The organism is Streptomyces sp. NPDC085927 (genome assembly GCF_044540975.1).
GTDB classification, from domain to species: Bacteria; Actinomycetota; Actinomycetes; order Streptomycetales; family Streptomycetaceae; genus Streptomyces; species Streptomyces hirsutus.
In genome coordinates, this window is the sequence record NZ_JBITSN010000001.1 from 629,506 (window position 1) to 648,553 (window position 19,048).

The 19,048-nt window shown below is 72.5% G+C and carries 15 protein-coding genes; 2 read left to right on the forward strand and 13 right to left on the reverse strand.

The features are described from left to right. Positions 1 to 98 precede the first annotated feature (98 nt). Positions 99 to 893, forward strand: a complete 795-nt coding sequence (locus tag ACIF80_RS02900; RefSeq protein ID WP_399798543.1) for a hypothetical protein — start codon at positions 99 to 101, stop codon at positions 891 to 893. A gap of 134 nt (positions 894 to 1,027) precedes the next feature. On the opposite strand, the gene ACIF80_RS02905 is transcribed toward ACIF80_RS02900, so the two are convergent. From ACIF80_RS02905 to ACIF80_RS02920, 4 genes are all read right to left on the reverse strand, one after another. Next, the gene (locus tag ACIF80_RS02905) at positions 1,028 to 2,476 is read right to left on the reverse strand and encodes a glycine hydroxymethyltransferase (protein ID WP_399798546.1); all 1,449 of its coding nucleotides are present in this window, start codon (positions 2,474 to 2,476) and stop codon (positions 1,028 to 1,030) included. Between the two features lie 298 nt (positions 2,477 to 2,774). Further along, positions 2,775 to 3,998 (reverse strand): glutathionylspermidine synthase family protein, encoded by a 1,224-nt coding sequence (locus ACIF80_RS02910; RefSeq protein ID WP_399798549.1) that lies wholly within the window; start codon positions 3,996 to 3,998, stop codon positions 2,775 to 2,777. A 35-nt stretch (positions 3,999 to 4,033) separates the two neighbouring features. Then, positions 4,034 to 4,315, reverse strand: coding sequence for a hypothetical protein (locus ACIF80_RS02915; RefSeq protein ID WP_399799410.1), 282 nt, complete (start codon positions 4,313 to 4,315; stop codon positions 4,034 to 4,036). Between the two features lie 334 nt (positions 4,316 to 4,649). Then, positions 4,650 to 6,023 carry a PLP-dependent aminotransferase family protein gene (locus ACIF80_RS02920; protein ID WP_399798551.1) on the reverse strand — a complete coding sequence of 458 codons (1,374 nt, stop codon included), beginning with the start codon at positions 6,021 to 6,023 and terminating at the stop codon, positions 4,650 to 4,652. A 95-nt stretch (positions 6,024 to 6,118) separates the two neighbouring features. Here ACIF80_RS02920 and ACIF80_RS02925 point away from each other — a divergent pair, with 95 nt between their 5' ends. Then, positions 6,119 to 6,634, forward strand: coding sequence for a carboxymuconolactone decarboxylase family protein (locus tag ACIF80_RS02925; protein WP_399799411.1), 516 nt, complete (start codon positions 6,119 to 6,121; stop codon positions 6,632 to 6,634). A gap of 149 nt (positions 6,635 to 6,783) precedes the next feature. Here the strand turns inward: ACIF80_RS02925 and ACIF80_RS02930 are convergent, their stop codons facing one another. The 9 genes from ACIF80_RS02930 to ACIF80_RS02970 all read right to left on the reverse strand — a co-directional run bounded on the left by ACIF80_RS02930 (position 6,784) and on the right by ACIF80_RS02970 (position 18,856). Continuing rightward, a complete protein-coding gene (locus tag ACIF80_RS02930; protein WP_399798554.1) occupies positions 6,784 to 7,740 on the reverse strand; it encodes an ABC transporter substrate-binding protein in 957 nt (318 codons plus the stop codon). Between the two features lies 1 nt (position 7,741). Further along, positions 7,742 to 9,688 carry an ABC transporter permease gene (locus ACIF80_RS02935; RefSeq protein WP_399798556.1) on the reverse strand — a complete coding sequence of 649 codons (1,947 nt, stop codon included), beginning with the start codon at positions 9,686 to 9,688 and terminating at the stop codon, positions 7,742 to 7,744. After that, positions 9,688 to 10,887 (reverse strand): glycine betaine/L-proline ABC transporter ATP-binding protein, encoded by a 1,200-nt coding sequence (locus tag ACIF80_RS02940; protein WP_399798558.1) that lies wholly within the window; start codon positions 10,885 to 10,887, stop codon positions 9,688 to 9,690. Before ACIF80_RS02940 ends, ACIF80_RS02935 begins: the two co-directional genes overlap by 1 nt. Then, positions 10,887 to 12,422 carry a GMC family oxidoreductase gene (locus ACIF80_RS02945; RefSeq protein WP_399798560.1) on the reverse strand — a complete coding sequence of 512 codons (1,536 nt, stop codon included), beginning with the start codon at positions 12,420 to 12,422 and terminating at the stop codon, positions 10,887 to 10,889. The genes ACIF80_RS02940 and ACIF80_RS02945 overlap by 1 nt, the downstream gene beginning before the upstream one ends. A 288-nt stretch (positions 12,423 to 12,710) precedes the next feature. Continuing rightward, positions 12,711 to 14,231 carry an aldehyde dehydrogenase family protein gene (locus ACIF80_RS02950; RefSeq protein ID WP_399798562.1) on the reverse strand — a complete coding sequence of 507 codons (1,521 nt, stop codon included), beginning with the start codon at positions 14,229 to 14,231 and terminating at the stop codon, positions 12,711 to 12,713. 210 nt (positions 14,232 to 14,441) lie between these two features. Next, on the reverse strand, positions 14,442 to 15,137 hold the full coding sequence (locus ACIF80_RS02955; protein WP_399798565.1) for a hypothetical protein: 696 nt from the start codon (positions 15,135 to 15,137) through the stop codon (positions 14,442 to 14,444). A 426-nt stretch (positions 15,138 to 15,563) separates the two neighbouring features. Continuing rightward, positions 15,564 to 15,920, reverse strand: a complete 357-nt coding sequence (locus ACIF80_RS02960) for a hypothetical protein (protein ID WP_399798567.1) — start codon at positions 15,918 to 15,920, stop codon at positions 15,564 to 15,566. Then, complete coding sequence (locus ACIF80_RS02965; RefSeq protein WP_399798570.1) at positions 15,907 to 17,649, reverse strand: hypothetical protein; 1,743 nt, start codon at positions 17,647 to 17,649, stop codon at positions 15,907 to 15,909. The genes ACIF80_RS02960 and ACIF80_RS02965 overlap by 14 nt, the downstream gene beginning before the upstream one ends. A gap of 217 nt (positions 17,650 to 17,866) precedes the next feature. Continuing rightward, a complete protein-coding gene (locus ACIF80_RS02970) occupies positions 17,867 to 18,856 on the reverse strand; it encodes a malate dehydrogenase (protein WP_399798573.1) in 990 nt (329 codons plus the stop codon). Positions 18,857 to 19,048 lie beyond the last annotated feature (192 nt).

Sequence of the window (19,048 nt, forward strand, 5' to 3'; positions counted from 1 at the left end):
CTGGTGGGGAACCTCACCGGGCCGGTCGGTGTACCAGAAGTGGCAGGCGGCTCATGGCCGGGCCGCACGGGGTATCGACCGGCCGAGTGGGGGTCCGGATGCACGGGTGGACGGAAAGGGTGCGGCACTTCGCGGCGAGCGTGGCGGCGGTGGCTGCGGCGCTGGCCCTGACGGTGTGGGGAGCGTCGCCCGCCTCGGCCGGAGGGCCGACGAGCGTGCTGCTGGTCTCGCCGGAGAGCGCGGAGACCGCGTCGCTGTATGCCGCCGACGACGAGTACGGGATGTTGGAGAAGCTGCTCGGTCCGGTCGGCACGGGCACGCGGGAGCGGCCCCCGGAGGCCGTTCCGGCCTCGCCCCGGCTGATCAACGTGACATGGCTGGTGCACGATGTGACGCCCTGGCGCGTGGACCGGGTCTTCCCTGCCGACGCGGGCGGCGAGGACAAGGACGTGTGGATCCACACGTCGGCCGACTTCTCCGAATCGCCGAACGGCCTCTGGCACCGCGCCGAGCACCCGGCCGAACTGCGCGGTCTGCTGAAGGAGCTGGGTGTGCTGGGCAGGGCGTCGGATGCGGGATCCGTGTCGTCGTCCGGCGTCTACCCGGCGCCCTGGGAGAGGGAAGAGGCCGGTTCCGGCGGGCCCGACGCCGGCGGATCAGGCACCGACGGATCCGGCACCGCTGACGCCGGGCCGGAGCAGGACGACGTGGGGGCGGTCCGGGCGGGCGGCGCCGGAGCGTCGGCGGCCGACGGCATCGGCCGGTGGTGGGCGATACCGGGGGCGGTGGCCGGTGCGACGCTGGCCCTGGTCCTGCGCCCGTATGTGACGCGGTGGTCCCTGAGGGGCCGGCGGCGGGAGCCGGGGCCGAGGCAGGAACTGCTCGACGGGTGAGACGCCCGGCGGCGGCCGGCGCGTGGCCGGCCGCCGCGGGCGGAACGACACGGGACGGGGTGACACAGGGCGGGATGGCACCGCTGGTGCCGGTCGGCCCCGGGCACGCAGAACCCGTTGGAAGCCCGGAGGCGTCAGCCGAGGTCGATCTCCGGGTAGAGCGGGAAGCCGGTGACGAGGTCGGTGGCGCGGCGGGAGATCTCGTCCGCGATCTTCGCGTCGAGGATGTGCTGGGCCTTGGAGGGGGCGCCCTTGCTGGTGGTGCCGGGCTCCGTGGTGGTCAGCACGCGGTCGATGAGGGCGGCGACCTCGTCCATCTCGGCGGTGCCCAGGCCGCGCGTGGTCAGCGCGGGGGTGCCGATGCGGATGCCGGAGGTGTACCAGGCGCCGTTCGGGTCGGCCGGGATGGCGTTGCGGTTGGTGACGATGCCCGACTCGAGCAGGGCGGCCTCGGCCTGTCGGCCGGTGAGGCCGTAGGAGGCGGCGACGTCGATCAGGTTGAGGTGGTTGTCGCTGCCGCCGGTGACCAGGGTGGCGCCGCGGCGCATCAGGCCCTCGGCGAGGGCGCGGGAGTTGTCCACGATGCGCTGGGCGTAGTCCTGGAAGGCGGGCTGCCGGGCCTCCGCCAGGGCGACCGCCTTGGCGGCCATGACGTGCGGGAGCGGACCGCCCAGGACCATCGGGCAGCCGCGGTCGACCTGGTCCTTGAGGGAGTCGTCGCACAGGACCATGCCGCCGCGCGGGCCGCGCAGCGACTTGTGGGTGGTGGTGGTGACGATCTGGGCGTGCGGGACCGGGTCGAAGTCGCCGGTGAGGACCTTGCCGGCGACGAGACCGGCGAAGTGCGCCATGTCGACCATGAGCGTGGCGCCGACCTCGTCGGCGATCTCGCGCATGATCCGGAAGTTCACCAGACGGGGGTACGCGGAGTACCCGGCGACGATGATCAGCGGCTTGAACTCGCGGGCGGAGGTGCGCAGGGCCTCGTAGTCGATGAGGCCGGTCGCCGGGTCGGTGCCGTAGGAACGCTGGTCGAACATCTTGCCGGAGATGTTCGGGCGGAAGCCGTGGGTGAGGTGGCCGCCGGCGTCCAGGGACATGCCGAGCATCCGCTGGTTGCCGAAGGCGCGGCGCAGCTCGGCCCAGTCGGCGTCGGAGAGGTCGTTGACCTGGCGGACGCCGGCCTTCTCCAGGGCGGGGACCTCGACGCGCTGGGCGAGCACCGACCAGAAGGCGACCAGGTTGGCGTCGATACCGGAGTGCGGCTGGACGTAGGCGTGGCGGGCGCCGAAGAGCTCCCTGGCGTGCTCGGCGGCCAGCGACTCGACGGTGTCGACGTTGCGGCAGCCCGCGTAGAAGCGGCGGCCGACGGTGCCCTCGGCGTACTTGTCGCTGAACCAGTTGCCCATCGCCAGGAGCGTGGCCGGGGAGGCGTAGTTCTCGGAGGCGATCAGCTTGAGCATCTCGCGCTGGTCGGCGATCTCCTGGCCGATGGCGTCGGCGACGCGCGGCTCGACGGCACGGATCACGTCGAGGGCGGAGCGGAAGGCGGTGGAAGCGGGAGAGAGGGGCTCGGCGGGCATGAGGGACCTCCGGACGTGGCGTTCGGCGTTCACGGCATGGCCCAGGCGCACGGCACTCGTACCGGGCCCGCGGTGCGGCCCGGGGGCCGCTCCCCGATGGTCGGTCCCATCCCAGCACGCCAGTCACGGCCCGTCGTCCAGCCTACCGGGCGGCACGGAGGGCGGGGCGGGGCGTCCATCATCCGGGCGGGGGAATCCGCCGGGGTACGGGCGTTCGTCCGAGGGCGTGGCCCGGTGCGAAGACGTGGCCCGGTGCGCGGGTCTGGTGCGGTACGCGGGCCTGGTGCGGTGCGCGGGCCTAGAGGATCACGTGCGGGAGGAAGCGGGCGTACTCGTCGGTGATCAGGCCCGACGACTCGCGGATGCCGAGGCCGGCGGACTCGTCCCCGACGGTCCAGGCGCCGAGGACGACGTGGTTGCCGTCGAAGTCCGGCAGCGGGGCGAGCTGCTGGTAGCAGCAGGGCTCGTCGCGGACCACGGGGGTGCTGCCCGGCGGGTGGATCGTCACCCCGGCGCCCTCGCGGCCGAGCAGCGGCTTGGCCACGTAGCCGGTGGACGACGCCAGGTCGCGGGGGCCGTCGAGGTGGGCCGGAAGGAGGTTGGGGTGGTCCGGGAAGAGCTCCCACAGGATCGCCAGCAGGGCCTTGTTGCTGAGCAGCATCTTCCAGGCGGGCTCGATCCACAGGGTGCTGCCGGTGCCGCCGCCGTTGTCGAGGGTGTCGAGGACGTGGCCGGCGAAGCGGTCGGTGGTGAGCCACTCCCAGGGGTACAGCTTGAAGATGCTGCGGATGAACCGGAGGCCGTTGTCGACGAAGCGGCCGGAGAGCCGGTCCCAGCCGATCTCCTCCACGGTGAGCCACTCGGTGTCGAGGCCCGCCTGTTCGGCGGTCTCCTTGAGGTAGGCGACGGTCATGAGGTCCTCGCCGAGGACGTCGGCCGAGGAGTGGGCGAAGTACAGCGGGCTGCCCGGCGGGAGGAGCGCGGCCTGCCCCCGCCAGGCGTCGACGAGGCGTTCGTGCAGGGAGTTCCACTGGTCGGCGCCGGGGAACCGTTCCTCCATCCAGAACCACTGGGGCGAGGCGGCCTCCACCAGGGAGGTGGGGGTGTCGGCGTTGTACTCCAGCAGCTTCGCGGGACCGGTGCCGTCGTAGCGGAGGTCGAAACGGCCGTAGACGGAGGGGAGTTCGGTTCGCCGGTGCCAGGCCTCGGCGACTGCCCGGGCGACCCGCGGATCGGTGATGCCGAGGTCGGCGAAGCGGTCGGCGGTGACGATGTGGTCGGCGGCCGCGAGGCACATGCGGTGCAGTTCCTCGACGACCTCCTCCAGCGCCTCCACCTCGTCGAGGCCGAAGACGTAGTACGCGCTCTCGTCCCAGTACGGGACCCAGGCGTCGTCGGGGACGGGGATGCCCGCCGCCCGGTCGGCCTCGAGCGACTTGGGCAGGGTGAGGGGGTAGATGAGCCCCTGCTCCTCGACGGTCTGCTGCCAGCCGGGGCGGGGCTCGATGGTGCGGCGTTCCACGGACGGATCCTTCGCTGCTTCGCTCGACGGGGTGGTCAGCCGCCGCTGCCGGAGGACGAGCCGAAGCCGCCCCGGTCGACGGCCTCGCTCCGGCTGAAGGTGCCGTCGTCGGCCCAGCCGCCGCTGACGTCGGAGTCGTAGTACCAGTCGGCGTCGGCTCCCTTGCCGAGGGAACCGGAGCTCGTCCTGCAGTTCTGGTCGGCGACGACCTTGTAGCCGTTGAGGTGGTCGTAGCTGTCCCGGTCCACGCAGCGGCGGTCCGGATCCGAACTGCACGCCGACAGGGCCGCCGCGAGGACACCCATACCGCCGAGCATCACCGTGCCGGACCGCAGCCGCCGCCGTGTCCGCGCCGCGGGTATCGCCTTCCGGGCCGTCTTCTGGGCCGCTGTCTCCTGGGCCGCTGCCTTCTGGGCCGTCGTCTTCTGGGCCGTCGTCTTCTGGGCCATGTTCTCCGCTCCCCCGTGTGTGCCGCCTCGCCGCCGCGGTGCGCCATGCTCCCCGGCTCGCGGCGGACAGCCTAGGCGCCGGTCGGCGGGAGGGGGCAGGGGACCCTTGAACACGGCCTCGACCGACCGCGGTTGTGGGGCTTTTGGGGTGGTGTGCACACGTGCCGCGGCGGTCTGTCGGGCAGGCGCCGCGGGACATCCCTCAGGGAAGCGCCCGGCACAAGGCGTCCAGGGTCGCCGCCCAGGCGTGGTCCGGCGGGGTCCCGTAGCCGACGACCAGGGCGTCGGGGGAAGCGACTTCGGCGGCGGGGTGCCGGAAGTACGCCAGGCCCATGACCGAGAGGCCCTGCCAGGCGGCCGCCCGGACGACCGACTGCTCGGTGCCCGGCGGCAGCCGGAGCACGGCGTGCAGCCCCGCCGCGATGCCCGTGACCCGTACGTCGGGTGCCCGTTCGGCGAGGGCCTCGACCAGGGCGTCGCGGCGGCGCCGGTAGCGCAGCCGGGCGGCACGCACATGCCGGTCGTGGGCTCCGGAGGTGAGGAACTCGGCGAAGGTGAGCTGTTCGAGGACGCTGACGGTCCGGGCGGCACCGTGCTCGACGGCTTCCGGCAGGAGGGACGGGGGAAGCACCATCCAGCCCAGACGGAGGCCGGGGGCGAGGGACTTGCTGACCGTGCCGAGGTGGACCACATGGTCGGGGTCCAGGTCCTGAAGCGCCCCGACGGGCTGCCGGTCGTACCTGAACTCGCTGTCGTAGTCGTCCTCCAGGATCAGGCCGCCGGTGCGGCGGGCCCAGTCGATGACGGCCGCCCGGCGTTCGGGGCGCAGTACACCGCCCAGGGGGAACTGGTGGGCGGGGTTGAGCAGCACCGCGGCGGCGTCGCCGGGGTCGGCGTCGTCGGAGGGGACCGGGGTGGTGCGCAGTCCGGTGCGTTCGATCAGGCTCCGGTGTTCGGGGAGGCCGTAGGGCTCCACGGCGAGCGTGCGGGCGCCGCGGGCGGTGCGCAGGATGTCGCACAGCAGGCGGAGGCCGTGGGCGAACCCGGAGCAGACGACGACGTGTTCGGGGTCGGCGCGCACGCCCCGTACCCGCGCCAGGTAGTCGGCGAGGGCGGTGCGCAGTTCGGGGCGGCCTCTCGCGTCGCCGTAGCCGAGGGCGTCGTGGGGGGCGGACTCCAGGGCCCGGCGGGAGGCCCTGAGCCATTCGGCGCGCGGGAAGGAGGAGAGGTCGGGGGTGCCGGGGACGAGGGTGTACCGGAGCCGCCCGGACGGGCGTCGGGGGGCGGGCCGCCGGGCGGGTGGCCGGGGCACCGCGTGGTCGGCGACCCGGGTCCCGGAGCCCTGCCGTGCGGTCAGCCGGCCCTCGGCGACCAGATCGGCGTAGGCCTCGGCGACCGTGTTGCGGGCGATGCCCAGGTCGGCGGCGAGGGCGCGGGAGGAGGGCAGCCGGGTGCCGGGGGCCAGCCGGCCGCTGCGGACCGCTTCGCGCAGGGCGTCGGTCAGGCCGCGGCGCAGGCCGGGACCGGCCGGTTCCAGGTGGAGGTCGATGCCGAAAGTGGCCCGGGGTTTCGCCATGCGAGTGGACCATACTCCTGGGCCGCCCCGCTCCTACGCTCGAGGACATGACGACGATCACGAACGACAGCACGACAGCGACCACGGCAGCAACCATGACGGCGTCCACGAACGGCAGCGGAGCGACGGCCGAGGGGTACGCGCCCGAGCCGGCCCCCCGGCTGGACTGGTCCGCGCTCGCCCCGGACGTCTTCAAGGCGATGGTGCGCCTCGACACGGCGGCCCGTAAGGGGATCGACCCGAAGCTGCTCGAGCTGGTGAAGATCCGGGCCTCGCAGCTCAACCACTGCGCCTTCTGCCTGGACATGCACAGCAAGGACGCGCTCGCCGCGGGCGAGAGCGTGGAGCGGATCGTGCAGCTCGCCGCCTGGGAGGAGTCGCGGCACTTCTACACCGGCAAGGAGCTCGCGGCGATCGAGCTGACCGAGGCGGTGACGGTCCTGACCGATGGATTCGTGCCGGACGAGGTGTACGGGCGGGCGGCCGAGCACTTCGAGGAGACCGAGCTGGCGCACCTGATCGCCTGCATCACGGTGATCAACTCCTGGAACCGGTTCGGTGTGACCTGCCGCCTCACCCCGGGCCACTACCGGCCGGGCTCGCACGCCTGACCGGCCTCCGGCCTCCGGCACCCGCCGCGTGACCGCGCGTAGCGCGTGACAAGCGGCCCCGGGTTCACCTCGCTCGGTGAACCCGGGGCCGCGTGTCATGCCCGGGCCGGACCGCCCGTCAGGCGGACCGGTTCGGCCCGGCCCGGCCCTCAGGACAGCCATGCCTTCCAGGTGGACTCGTTGCCGTCCACCCATTTCTTCGCCGCCTCCTGGGGCGCCATCCGCTGCTCGGCGATCATCAGGGAGACCTCGTTCTGGTCCTCGGTCGTCCACCGGAACTTCTTCAGGAAGTCCGCCGCGTCGCCGCCCTCCTTCGCGAAGTCCGCGTTGAGGTACTTCTGGAGCGGGGTGTGCGGGTAGGCGCAGGCGACCTTCGCCGGGTCGGCGTCGCAGCCCTCCTCGTACTCGGGCAGCTTCACCTCGGTCATCGGCACCTTCTCGGACAGCCACTGGGGTGTGTACCAGTAGCTGAGGAAGGGCTTCCTCTCCTTGGCGAACTGCTGGATCTGGGTGATCTGCGCGGCCTCCGACCCGGCGAACACCACCTTGAAGTCCAGCTTCAGGTTCTTCACCAGTGCCTTGTCGTTGGTGAGGTAGGCCGGTGACCCGTCCATCAGCTGGCCCTTGCCGCCGCTCTCCGCGGTGCGGAACTGATCGGCGTACTTGTTGAGGTTCTTCCAGTCGGTGATGTCGGGGTGCTTCTCCGCGAAGTACGTCGGCACGAACCAGCCGATGTGCCCGGTGACCCCGAGATCACCGCCGGGCGCGATCGTCTTCTTGTCCTCGACGTACCGCTGCTCCTGATCCGGGTGGCCCCAGTCCTCCAGGATGGCGTCGACCCGGCCCTGGCTGAGCGCGTCCCAGGCGGGTACCTCGTCGATCTGCACGGTGTCGACGCGGTAGCCGAGTTCCTGCTCCAGCAGGTACTGGGCGACGGCCGCGTTGGCCTGGGCGCCCACCCAGGACTGCACGGACAGGGTGACCGTCCGCGCGCCCTCGGCGTTGGCGAACGGCGAGGCCTGCTTGGTCATGTCGGCGGCACCGCAGCCGGTCAGCAGGACGAGCGCGGACACCCCGGCCATGGCCGACGTCGTACGAAGTCGCATGTCAGGCTCCCTTCTTCGCGCGGCGTTCGGTGGGCTGGGTCACCCGGTCGAGCATCAGGCCCAGGCAGACGATCGCGGCTCCCGCGACCAGGCCGGTCGCCAGGTCTCCCTGCGCGAGGCCGAAGACGACGTCGTAGCCGAGCGCGCCACCGCCGACCAGGCCGCCGATGATGACGACGGCGAGGACCAGGACCACGCCCTGGTTGACGGCGAGGAGCAGCGCCCGACGGGCCAGCGGGAGCTGGACCTGGCGCAGTTGCTGGCCGCCGGTCGCGCCGAGCGAGCGGGCCGACTCCATCGCCGCCGGGTCGACCTGGCGCAGTCCCTGGGTGGTGATGCGGACGACGGCCGGCAGCGCGTAGACGATGGCGGCGGCGACGGCCGGGGCACGGCCGACGCCGAACAGGGCGACGACCGGGATCAGGTACACGAACTGCGGCATCGTCTGGAAGACGTCCAGGACCGGTCGCAGCAGCCGCTCGACACGGTCGCTGCGGGAGGCGGCGAGACCGATCGAGAAGCCGACGACGAGGGTGACGGCGACGGCCGCGAGGACCTGGGAGAGCGTGTCGAGGGACGGGTTCCACACCCCGAGCACTCCGATGGCGGCCATGGCGAGGACGGCGGTGAGCGCGGTGCGCCAGGTGCCGATCAGCCAGGCCAGGGCGGCGACGACGAGCAGCACCGACCACCAGGGCAGCCACTGCAGTCCGTCCCGCACCGGGTCGAGCACCCAGGTGGTGAAGCGGGCGGCCCAGTCGGCGGTGCCGCCGATGACGGGGACACCCGAGTAGAGGTGGTCGGTCATCCAGTCGACAGCCCGGTTGACCGGTTCGGCGATCGCGACGACCCACCCGTCCGGCCACTCCAGCCGGTCCGCCAGCCGCCCGGCGACCGCGACGGCCGCGGCGCCGGCCAGGACGTACAGCCAGTGCGTACGGGGCCGGGGCGTCCCGTCGGTGTTCGCCCCGGCCGCGGCGGTGACGCGGTCGAGGACGACGGCGAGGAGCACGATCGGGATGCCGGCGGCGAGGGCCGCGCCGACGTCGACCGAGGCCAGCGCCTGGTAGACCCGATCGCCGAGGCCGCCCGCGCCGATCACCGAGGCGATGACGGCCATGGACAGCGCCATCATGATCGTCTGGTTGAGACCGAGGAGGAGTTCCTTGCGGGCCAGCGGGATGCGGGCGGTCAGCAGGCGCTGACGGGCCCCGGCGCCGAGCGACTCGACGGCCTCCAGCACCTCCTTGTCGGCGCCGCGCAGACCGAGCGAGGTCAGCCGGGCCATGGGGGGCGCGGCGTAGATCACGGTGGCCAGGACGGCGGCGGGGACACCGATACCGAACACCAGCACGACCGGCAGGAGGTAGGCGAAGGCGGGGAACACCTGCATGGTGTCCAGCACCGGGCGCAGGACGCGGTCCATGCGGTCGGAGAGTCCGGCGGCGAGTCCCAGCAGCGCGCCGAGGACGACGGACGCGGCGACCGCGACCACCATCAGGGCGAGCGTCTGCATGGTGGGCACCCACATGCCGAGCAGACCGCAGGCGAGGAACGCGACAGCGGTACCGAGCGCGAGCCGTACGCCCGCGACCCGCCAGGCGACCAGCCCGGCGACGGCGGTCACTCCCGCCCATCCGACGGCGAGGAGGGCGAGGTAGACGGCTCGTACGGCGATGACGACGACGTTGCTGACGTGGCCGAAGAAGTGGAGGAAGAGGGGGTGGGAGTCCCGGTTGTCGATGATCCAGTCGCTGGCGCCGGCCAGCGGTCCGGAGACGTCGACGGTCAGCGCCTCGGGCCAGCTGCCGCTCGCCCAGCGGGTCGCGGCGAACGGGACGAGGACCGCGGCGGCCACGGCAAGCAGCAGAAGCTTGCGCACGGCGGCACGTCCGAGCAGCCCCGGCCGCTCGCCGGCCCGGGGGGCGACTGCGGTGACGGCCGCCATCAGACGGCCCCCTCGGGGCGCTCCGTCCCCGCGGAGGGTTCGGGTGCGGGTGAGGGCTCGGGTACGGCGAACGGTTCCGTGCCGGCGGAGGGTCCCGTGACGGCGGAGGGCCTCGTGACGGTAAGCGTCCCCGTCCCCGCGACGACCGACAGGAGCGCGGCGGAGTCGATGATTCCCACGCAGCGGCCCTGGTCGAGCACCCGGGCCGGGGAACCCGCGCGGGCGACGGCCTCGATGGCCTCCGACACCGTGGCGTCGGGGCGGACGGCGGGTCCGCTGCCGGCCTCGTCCGCCGACGTGGCGGGGCGCATGGCCGTACGGACGGTGAGGACCTGTTCGCGCGGGACGTCCCGGACGAAGTCGCGGACGTAGTCGTCGGCGGGCGAGCCCACGATCTCCTCGGGGGTGCCCAGCTGGACCACCCGCCCGTCGCGCATCAGGGCGATGCGGTCGCCCAGCCTCAGTGCCTCGCTGAGGTCGTGGGTGATGAAGACCATCGTGCGGCCCTCCTCGTGGTGCAGCCGGATCACCTCCTCCTGCATGTCACGCCGGATGAGGGGGTCGAGCGCGCTGAACGGCTCGTCGAACAGCAGCACCTGGGGGTCGACGGCGAGCGCGCGGGCGAGCCCGACGCGCTGGCGCTGACCGCCGGAGAGCTGGGCGGGTCTGCGCTGCTCCATGCCTTCCAGGCCCACCTTGGCGACGACCTCGGCGGCCTTCGCGCGCCGCTGCGCCCGGCCCATGCCCTGGATCTCGAGGCCGTAGGCCACGTTGTCCAGGACCGTGCGGTGCGGCAGCAGGCCGAAGTGCTGGAAGACCATGGCGGCCCGGTGCCGGCGCAGTTCGCGCAGCCGTGCCTTGTCCATCGCGCGCACGTCCTCGCCGTCGATGGCGATGGCGCCCGCGGTCGGCTCGATCAGCCGGGTCAGACAGCGCACCAGCGTGGACTTGCCGGAGCCGGACAGACCCATGACGACGAAGACCTCGCCCTTGCGGACGTCGAAGCTCACGTCCCGGACGGCGACCGTGCAGCCGGTGCGGCTGCGCAGGTCGGCCGGGTCGAGCGCGGCGAGCCCGGGGTCGGCGGGGACGCGGCCGGCCTTCGGGCCGAAGACCTTCCACAGTCCGTCGACGGAGAAGACGGGCGGGCCGGCGGTGGTGTCGGAGGGCTGGGGAGTCGCGGAGGTCGCGGTACTCATCACACACCGCCTCCGATCAGGTCGACGGCCCGCTCGCCGACCATCAGCACGCCGATCATCGGGTTCACGGCGGTCATGGTCGGGAAGACGGAGGCGTCCGTGATCCGGATGCCCTGCAGTCCGCGGATCCGCAGCTCGGGGTCCACCACGGCCAGTTCGTCGGTGGCGGCGCCCATCCTGCAGGTGCCCGCCGGGTGGTAGACGGTGTGCGCGACCTTGCGGGCGTACTCGCTCAGCTCCTCGTCGCCCGTGACGTCGGGGCCGGGGGCCACCTCACGCTTGAGCCAGTGGGCCAGCGGTTCGGTCTGCGCGATCTCGCGGGCGATGCGGATGCCGTCGACGAGGGTGCGGCCGTCGTAGTCGTCCTCGTCGGTGAAGTAGCGGAAGTCCAGCGCGGGTTTGACCTCCGGGTCGGCGCTGGTCAGGTAGAGCCGGCCGCGGCTCTTCGGCTTGGGGATGTTCGGGGTCATCGAGACGCCGAACTCCGGCCGCTCGTAGCCGAGGCGCTCCGGATTGTCCGTGAACGGGATCTGGTAGAAGTGGAACATCAGGTCGGGGCCCGCGTGTTCGGGGTCCCTGCGCACGAACAGGCCGGCGTCGGAATCCATCGCGGAGTTGTCCGGGATGGGTCCGTCCGTCTCCCAGACGATCACCGATTCGGGGTGGTCGAGCAGGTTCTCGCCGACACCGGGAAGGTCGTGCGCCACGGGTATGCCGAGCGCCTCCAGGTCGGCCTTCGGACCGATGCCGGAGTGCAGCAGGAGCCGGGGCGAGTCGACCGCGCCGGCGCACAGCAGGACCTCGCCGCGGGCCCGGACGAGGATCTCCTCGCCGTCCTTGGTGCGGACGTGGACGCCCTCGGCGCGGGTGCCGTCCATCTCCAGCCGGTACGCCCACGTCTCCAGCAGGAGCGTCAGGTTGGGGCGTTCGTCCATCACCGGGTGCAGATACGCGACCGACGCCGAGGAACGCTTGTTGTTCTCCGGGTGGTAGGCGAGGTCGAAGAAGCCGACGCCCTCGTCGAACGGCTTCTTGTTGAAGCCCTCGACGCGCGGCACGCCGAGCGTGGCCTGCGCGGCGTCGACGAAGTCACGGGCGATGGCGTTCCGGTCCTTCTCGTCGACCGGGACGATGTTGTTCCTGAGCCGGGCGTAGTACGCCTCCATCTGCACCGCGCCCCACCCCTGGGCGCCGGCCTGCTCCCACTCGTCCCAGTCGGACGGGAGCGGCTTGAACGCGATGAGGGTGTTGTGCGAGGAGCATCCGCCGAGCACACGGGCCCGGCTGTGCCGGATGTGCGAGTTGCCGCGCGGTTGCTCGGTGGTGGGGTAGTCGTAGTCCAGTTCGCCGCCGAGCAGGCCCATCCAGCGGCGCAGGGTCAGCACGTCGTCACGGCCGACGTCGCTGGGGCCGCCCTCGATGACCGCGACGGTGACCTCGGGGTTCTCGGTCAGCCGGGAGGCGATGACGGAGCCTGCGGTGCCGCCACCGATGACGACGTAGTCGTACGTGTGTTCGTGGGTGTGATCCGGCATGGGGGTTACTCCTACGGGGACTCGGGAACAGGGGTTGTCGGCGGAACCACGGGGGAAGCCCTGGGCAGGGGACGCTCGAAGTGGTACGTCGTCATGCGGGGCGCGCGGGACGCACCGGACGCGCGGCGCGTGAAGAACTCCGGCCCGGCACGCCCGGGGGAGGGTGCTCCCGGTATGCCGCCCTGCGGCCGCGACCGCGTGCGGGCGGCGCGTGCGCCGCGCACGCCGAGCGCCTCCCGCGTGGCGCGGGCGCCGTGTTCACCACGGGTGCCGCTCGGCGGTGGCGGTTCAGCCCGCGAACCAACGCACCGGCTTCGGCGCGAGGTTCTGGTAGATGTGCTTGGTCTCGCGGTACTCGGCGAGGCCCGCCGGGCCGAGTTCGCGGCCCACTCCGCTCTTGCCGAATCCGCCCCACTCCGCCTGCGGGAGGTAGGGGTGGAAGTCGTTGATCCACACGGTGCCGTGGCGCAGCCGTCCGGCCACCCGCCGGGCGCGGCCCGCGTCGGCGGTCCAGACGGCGCCGGCCAGTCCGTACTCGGTGTCGTTGGCGAGGTCGACGGCCTCGTCCTCGGTGTGGAAGGTCTCGACGGTGAGGACCGGCCCGAACACCTCCTCGCGCACCACCCGCATCTCGCGGTGGCAGCGGTCGAGGACGGTCGGCTCGTAGAAGTAGCCGGCCTCGGGCCGCTCGGCGGACGGCTCGGGCCGCTTGCCGCCGGAGCGCAGCACCGCGCCCTCCTTCAGCGCGGAGGCGACGTACGCCTCGATCTTGTCGCGCTGCTGCGCGGAGACCAGCGGTCCGCACTCGACGCCGTCCTCGGTGCCCCGGCCGAGCCTGATCCTCTCGGCACGGCGGGCGAGTTCGGTGACGAAGCGGTCGCGGACGGACTCCTCGACGATGAGCCGCGCGCCCGCCGAGCAGACCTGGCCGCTGTGGATGAAGGCCGCGTTGAGCGCCTGGTCGACGGCGGTGTCGAAGCCCTCCTCGGTGGCGCAGGCGTCGGCGAAGACCACGTTGGGGTTCTTGCCGCCGAGTTCGAGGGCGACCTTCTTCACGCCCGGCGCGGCGGCCTGGGCGACCTTGGTGCCACTGGCCAGGCCGCCGGTGAAGGAGACCAGGTCGACGTCGGGGTGCTCGGCGAGCCGGGCACCGACGGTGTGGCCGGGGCCGGTGACGATGTTGGCGACACCGGCGGGCAGTCCCGCCTCGGCCAGCAGAGCGATGAGCGCGACGGTGGTCAGCGGGGTGATCTCGCTGGGCTTGACGACGAAGGTGTTGCCGGCCGCGAGCGCCGGGGCGATCTTCCAACTGGCCTGGAGCAGGGGGTAGTTCCAGGGCGTGATCATGGCGCAGACGCCGACGGGCTCGTGCACGACGACGCTGTGGACGTCGGTGGAGCCCGCGTCGACGACCCGGCCGGGGGCCTCCCCGGCGACCAGGTCGGCGAAGTAGCGGAAGGCGTCGGCGACACAGTCGATGTCGACGCGCCCCTCCTCGACGGTCTTGCCCGCGTCCCGGCTCTCCAGCAGACCGAGTTCCTCCCGGTCCCGGACGAGGAGAGCCGCGACGCGGCGCAGCAGCGCGGCCCGCTCGGCGACCGGGGTGTGCGGCCACGGGCCCTCGTCGAACGCGCGCCGGGCGGCGGCCACCGCGAGGTCGGCGTCCTTCTCGTCGCCCTCCGCGACGACGGCGAACGGCAGGGCGTCCGCGGGGTCGAGGATCTCGCGCGTGGCCCCCGAGACGGCCGCCCGCCACTCGCCTCCCGCGTGGATGGAGGTGCGCACCTGAAGCTCTGTACTGTCCGCCATGATCGCTTGCTGCCTTCCGTTCCTGTTCGGCGCCCATGAGTGACCCAGGTCGAATGACCAGGTCGAGTCACACGGGCGTCACCCACGGAACGGGAGGGCTCCTTCCCCCGAACCCCGAATGCATGCGCGATTCATCGCGGGAAGTGTGCTACACCACACAACATGTGATCAAAACAGGGAAAGCATCACAAAGAGCCGGTCAGGGTCGGTTCAGCCGGGGTCCATGGCGGTCCCGCAGGTGGTCTCCGGCGGGCAGAAGTGTTCGAGGGCGGTCCGGATCAGTTCCCGCTCGTCCTCGTGACCGTCGGCGTCGGCCCCGTAGGCGGCGAGCGCGTACAGCTTGCCGTCGGCGGCCTGGAAGCGCAGGTCGACGACGTGCCAGGTCCCGATGTCGGGCTCCCCCCTCATGGAGTCCGCCAGGTACTCCAGCCGGGAGCCGGTGAAGTCGCCGTCGTCCAGCGTTTCGAGGGAGAGCTGCTCGAATCCGGGGGCCTTCGGGGTGGCGTCGGAGAGGAACAGTTCGTACGACGCGTCGGGCGAGGGCTCCGCCACCTCGAACACCTGGAGCCGCATGCCGCGGTCGGGACTGCGGTAGGTGACCACGTCCATGCCGTACTGGGAGGACACGCTGCTACGGGTCCACCCCGTGGGCCGGGCGATGGTGAAGCCCTGGGAATCGGCGTACCGGTCGTAACCGGCGGGGACGGTGCTGTCCGGGCCGGGGGCGGGAGAGGTGGGCTCCTCGGCGGCGGACGTCGGCTGCCGCGGGGCCGGGGCCTCCTCCGTTCCGGGCGACCCGGAGCCGGCCGGCTGCGACACGCTCGCCGAGGCGGCCTTGTCGTCCCCCTGGCCGTCCGCCCCCATGTCGCCTCCCAGGGTCTGGGTCAGCACCAGTCCCACGACCATCCCGACCACGGTGGCCCCGCCCACCACGGACCACACCCGCCTCCGGTCGAGCCCGTGCCGAGCCGGTGCCGGGGGTGCGGGCGGTCCGGCGGGGCCGTGGGGCAGCTCGGGGGACGACCAGGGGGCCGGCGTGGGCGGCCCGGCCGCCGGCGGGACACCGCCGCCCGGCCATCGGATGCCCGTGAGGGTGGGAGTGGAGGACGAAGCGTCCGGGGGTGGCGGCGAAGCCGGGGGCGGCGGGGCAGCCGGAGGCGGCGTCACCGTCGGTGAGGCCGCAGGCGCACCCCCCGTCTCCCTCTGCTCCCCCGGACCTCTCTCCTCCCAGCGCTGGGTCTCCTCGTTCCAGTACCGTGGTGCCCCGCTCATCGCTTCCCCCCTCGTTCCCCTCGTCCCTTTCAGCCTTTTCGGCCTTTTCGGCCGCCGGCGTCACATCCCGAGCAGCCCTGCCACGGTTCCGGCCGAGGCGAGCAGCGCCGTGAGGGTCTCGGCGGCCGCGAGCAGATCGCGCAGCCGCCGGCGGCGGCTCTCCCCGGCCGTACCGGTCCGGTCGATCTCCTCCTCGGTGTCCGCCAGCGCCTCGTCCAGCTGCGCGGTCTGCTCACTCTGCCGCAGCCGGGCCAGATCGGCCCGCAGTTCCCGTACCGCGGTGAGCAGTTCCTCGTCGGCGGCGTCGCGCGGCGCCGGAACGCCGTGGTGGCTCTCCGCGTGCGCGTTGCTGCCGATGGCGAAGGTGCTGCCGTGGACGTCCCCGATGTGGACGCCGCCCTCCTCACGTGCCGTCATCGCCGGAGGCTCCTCTCTGCGGCCCGGGGCCGCCGTTGACGGCGCTGGAGTTCTCACCGATGGCGAAGGTGGAGCCCTCGACCCGGTTGATGCTGACCGCACCGTTGCTGATGTTCACGATCTTCTGGACGAACTCGCCGGTCTCGTAGCCGGCTTCGGCGAGCGCCAGCCGCACCCCGTGGCCGACGCGGTCCTGGATGCTGCGCAGGTAACGGTCCACGTCCATCTCCTGGAACGTGGACTTCGTGTCCGTCGCGGCCAGCTCGCGCACCGACAGGGCGGGGCCCTCGGGCAGCTCGCTCCGGTGTCCCCCGGTGAGCAGCCGCCAGGCGAGGGCCACGTCACGGAACACGGAGACCAGGGCACGGCCCAGGGAACCCGGCATCAGGGAGACGGCCGCGGCGACCCTGCTCAGCGCCGGGCCGGTGCGGACCCCGTGCGCGACGTGGTCGGCGCGCTTGAACCCCTGGCGCACCGGGGGCATGACGTGCGGGGCGATCTCCAGCATGAGCATGCGGCCCTGGGTGTGGACCCGCACGTACACCGTGACGACCAGCTCCTCCCCCCAGGCGCCGACCCGGATCCGCAGGAAGTGGCGCCGCTTCTCGCCGCCCTCCTCGACCGCCCGCAGCAGGTGCTGCTCGAACGCCTCCGGCGTGTAGGGGGCCTGGTCGCGTTCGGCCAGTCCTTCGACGGGGAGGAACACGCACTCGTCGATCTCCAGCTCCCGCAGCCGGTCGCGCACGGGCGTGCCCGCGTGCTCGGCCGGTTCGCGCAACTGCTCGATGAGGGGCCGGATCCGGTCCAGGATCACGCGGTTGCCGAGTGGCCGCCGGTCGTCCCGCTCCTCGTCCGGCCGGAGCTCGACGGCCAGTGCCCAGGTGTCGTGCGCGGCTCCCGCCCCGCAGAACGGACGCGCCTCGTCGTACATGATCAGCGGCGCGTGCTGCTCCTGCCGGATGCGCCCCGTCAGCCGGGCGAACCTCTCCCCCTCGCGTCTCTCCGCGGGGTCGTTCGCCACGTCCGGGAAGCGCTGCGGGGACAGTTCGGCGCCGAACGCGCGGGCCAGCCCGTCGCGTCGGGCCGCCCCGCACCACGCGATCAGCGCGACGACGCCGATGGCCAGCCAGGCCTGCCAGGGCTCGGCCGCTCCCATGAAGGGCAGGCCCAGCTCCTCGGCACCGCCCGTGCCGTAGGGATCACTGGACCCGTACCCGCCGGACGAGGACCCGGAGTCGTCGGAACCGGCACCGAAGGCCATGGCCACGACGTTCACCGCGTACAGCACGAAGAAAGCGACCCCCGTCCAGCGCAGCACGGATGCGGGGAGCATCCGGTGCGGGGGCGGCTCCTGGGCATCGCCCCTGACCCAGGGCGCGAGGCCGAGCAGCAGGCTGGACAGCAGCAGACCGGTCAGCAGACCGCCGGTCACCGGAACACCCACGGTCCAGAGCCCGAGGACGCCGGCGGACCAGAGCGACTCCTGCCGGCGGGCGCGCAGCGCGTGCGCCAGGACCCGGGCGGCGTCGAAGCCGAGCGACGGGGCCACGATCCGCTGTTCGTGGAGATACAGCTCGTCGATGACGCGGTCGCGGTAGTCGGGGTCCACGTAGACGCCCCCGCACAGCAGCCGGGTCGCCTCGCTGGCGTGCGGCGGGACGGACGTGACCTCCGGCGGGGCCGGGCCGTCCGGGTGGTGCGATTGCTGCGGCACGTGGACAGTGCTCATGGCGGTCCCCCCGATGCTGCGCGCGTCTTCGGCGACGGATGAGTTGACGAGCCATCAGCATAGGGGAGGCGTTACGCCAAAAGGAACCTGATTGTCAAGAGTGCGATCATGTGACACGCGTCAAGCTCTGGCCAGAACTTTGATCCCCGTACGCGGACGGGCCCCGCACCGGTCAGTACCGGTGCGGGGCCCGTGGGTCCGTGGTCGGACGAGGTGATCAGATGAGGCCGAGACCGCGGACCGCCTCGCGCTCCTCCTCGAGCTCCTTGACGGAGGCGTCGATGCGGGCGCGGGAGAAGTCGTTGATCTCCAGGCCCTGGACGATCTCGTACGCGCCGTCCTTCACGGTGACCGGGAAGGAGGAGATCAGGCCCTCCGGGACGCCGTAGGAGCCGTCCGACGGGATGCCCATGGAGACCCAGTCGCCGTCCGCGGTGCCGTTGACCCAGGTGTGGACGTGGTCGATGGCCGCGTTGGCGGCGGAGGCGGCCGACGAGGCGCCACGGGCCTCGATGATCGCGGCGCCGCGCTTGGCGACGGTCGGGATGAAGTCCTCGGCCAGCCACTTCTCGTCGTTCACGACCTCGGCGGCGTTCTTGCCGGCGACCGTGGCGTGGAAGATGTCCGGGTACTGGGTGGCGGAGTGGTTGCCCCAGATGGTCAGGCGCTTGATGTCGGAGACCGTCGAGCCCGTCTTCTTCGCCAGCTGGGTCAGCGCGCGGTTGTGGTCCAGGCGGGTCATCGCGGTGAAGCGCTCGGCCGGTACGTCCGGAGCGGCGGCCTGGGCGATGAGCGCGTTGGTGTTGGCCGGGTTGCCGACCACGAGCACCCGGATGTCGTCCGCGGCGTGGGCGTTGATGGCCTGGCCCTGCGGCTTGAAGATGCCGCCGTTGGCCTCCAGGAGGTCACCGCGCTCCATGCCCTTGGTGCGCGGGCGGGCGCCCACGAGAAGGGCGACGTTGGCCCCGTCGAAGGCCACGTTCGGGTCGTCCGAGATGTCGATGCCCTGGAGCAGCGGGAACGCGCAGTCGTCCAGCTCCATGGCCGTGCCCTCGGCCGCCTTGAGCGCGGGAGTGATCTCCAGCAGGCGCAGCTTGACCGGCACGTCCGCGCCGAGCAGCTGGCCGGAGGCGATGCGGAAGAGCAGGGCGTAACCGATCTGGCCGGCTGCGCCGGTGACGGTGACGTTCACGGGAGTGCGGGTCATGGCGTTCTCCGTATGACAGCTGGCGGTGGGGCGTCCCTGCCCCGGGGTACGGGATCCCGTCCGGCTCGTGACCGGTGCCCGCCGCGATGATCGATCACCGGTACGGAGGGATCGCCGCTGGATGATCGATCTCTTGGCGTCAAGAGAGATCCAGCGGTCAGGCTATCGCGCATCCACGATCGTGGACGGCCG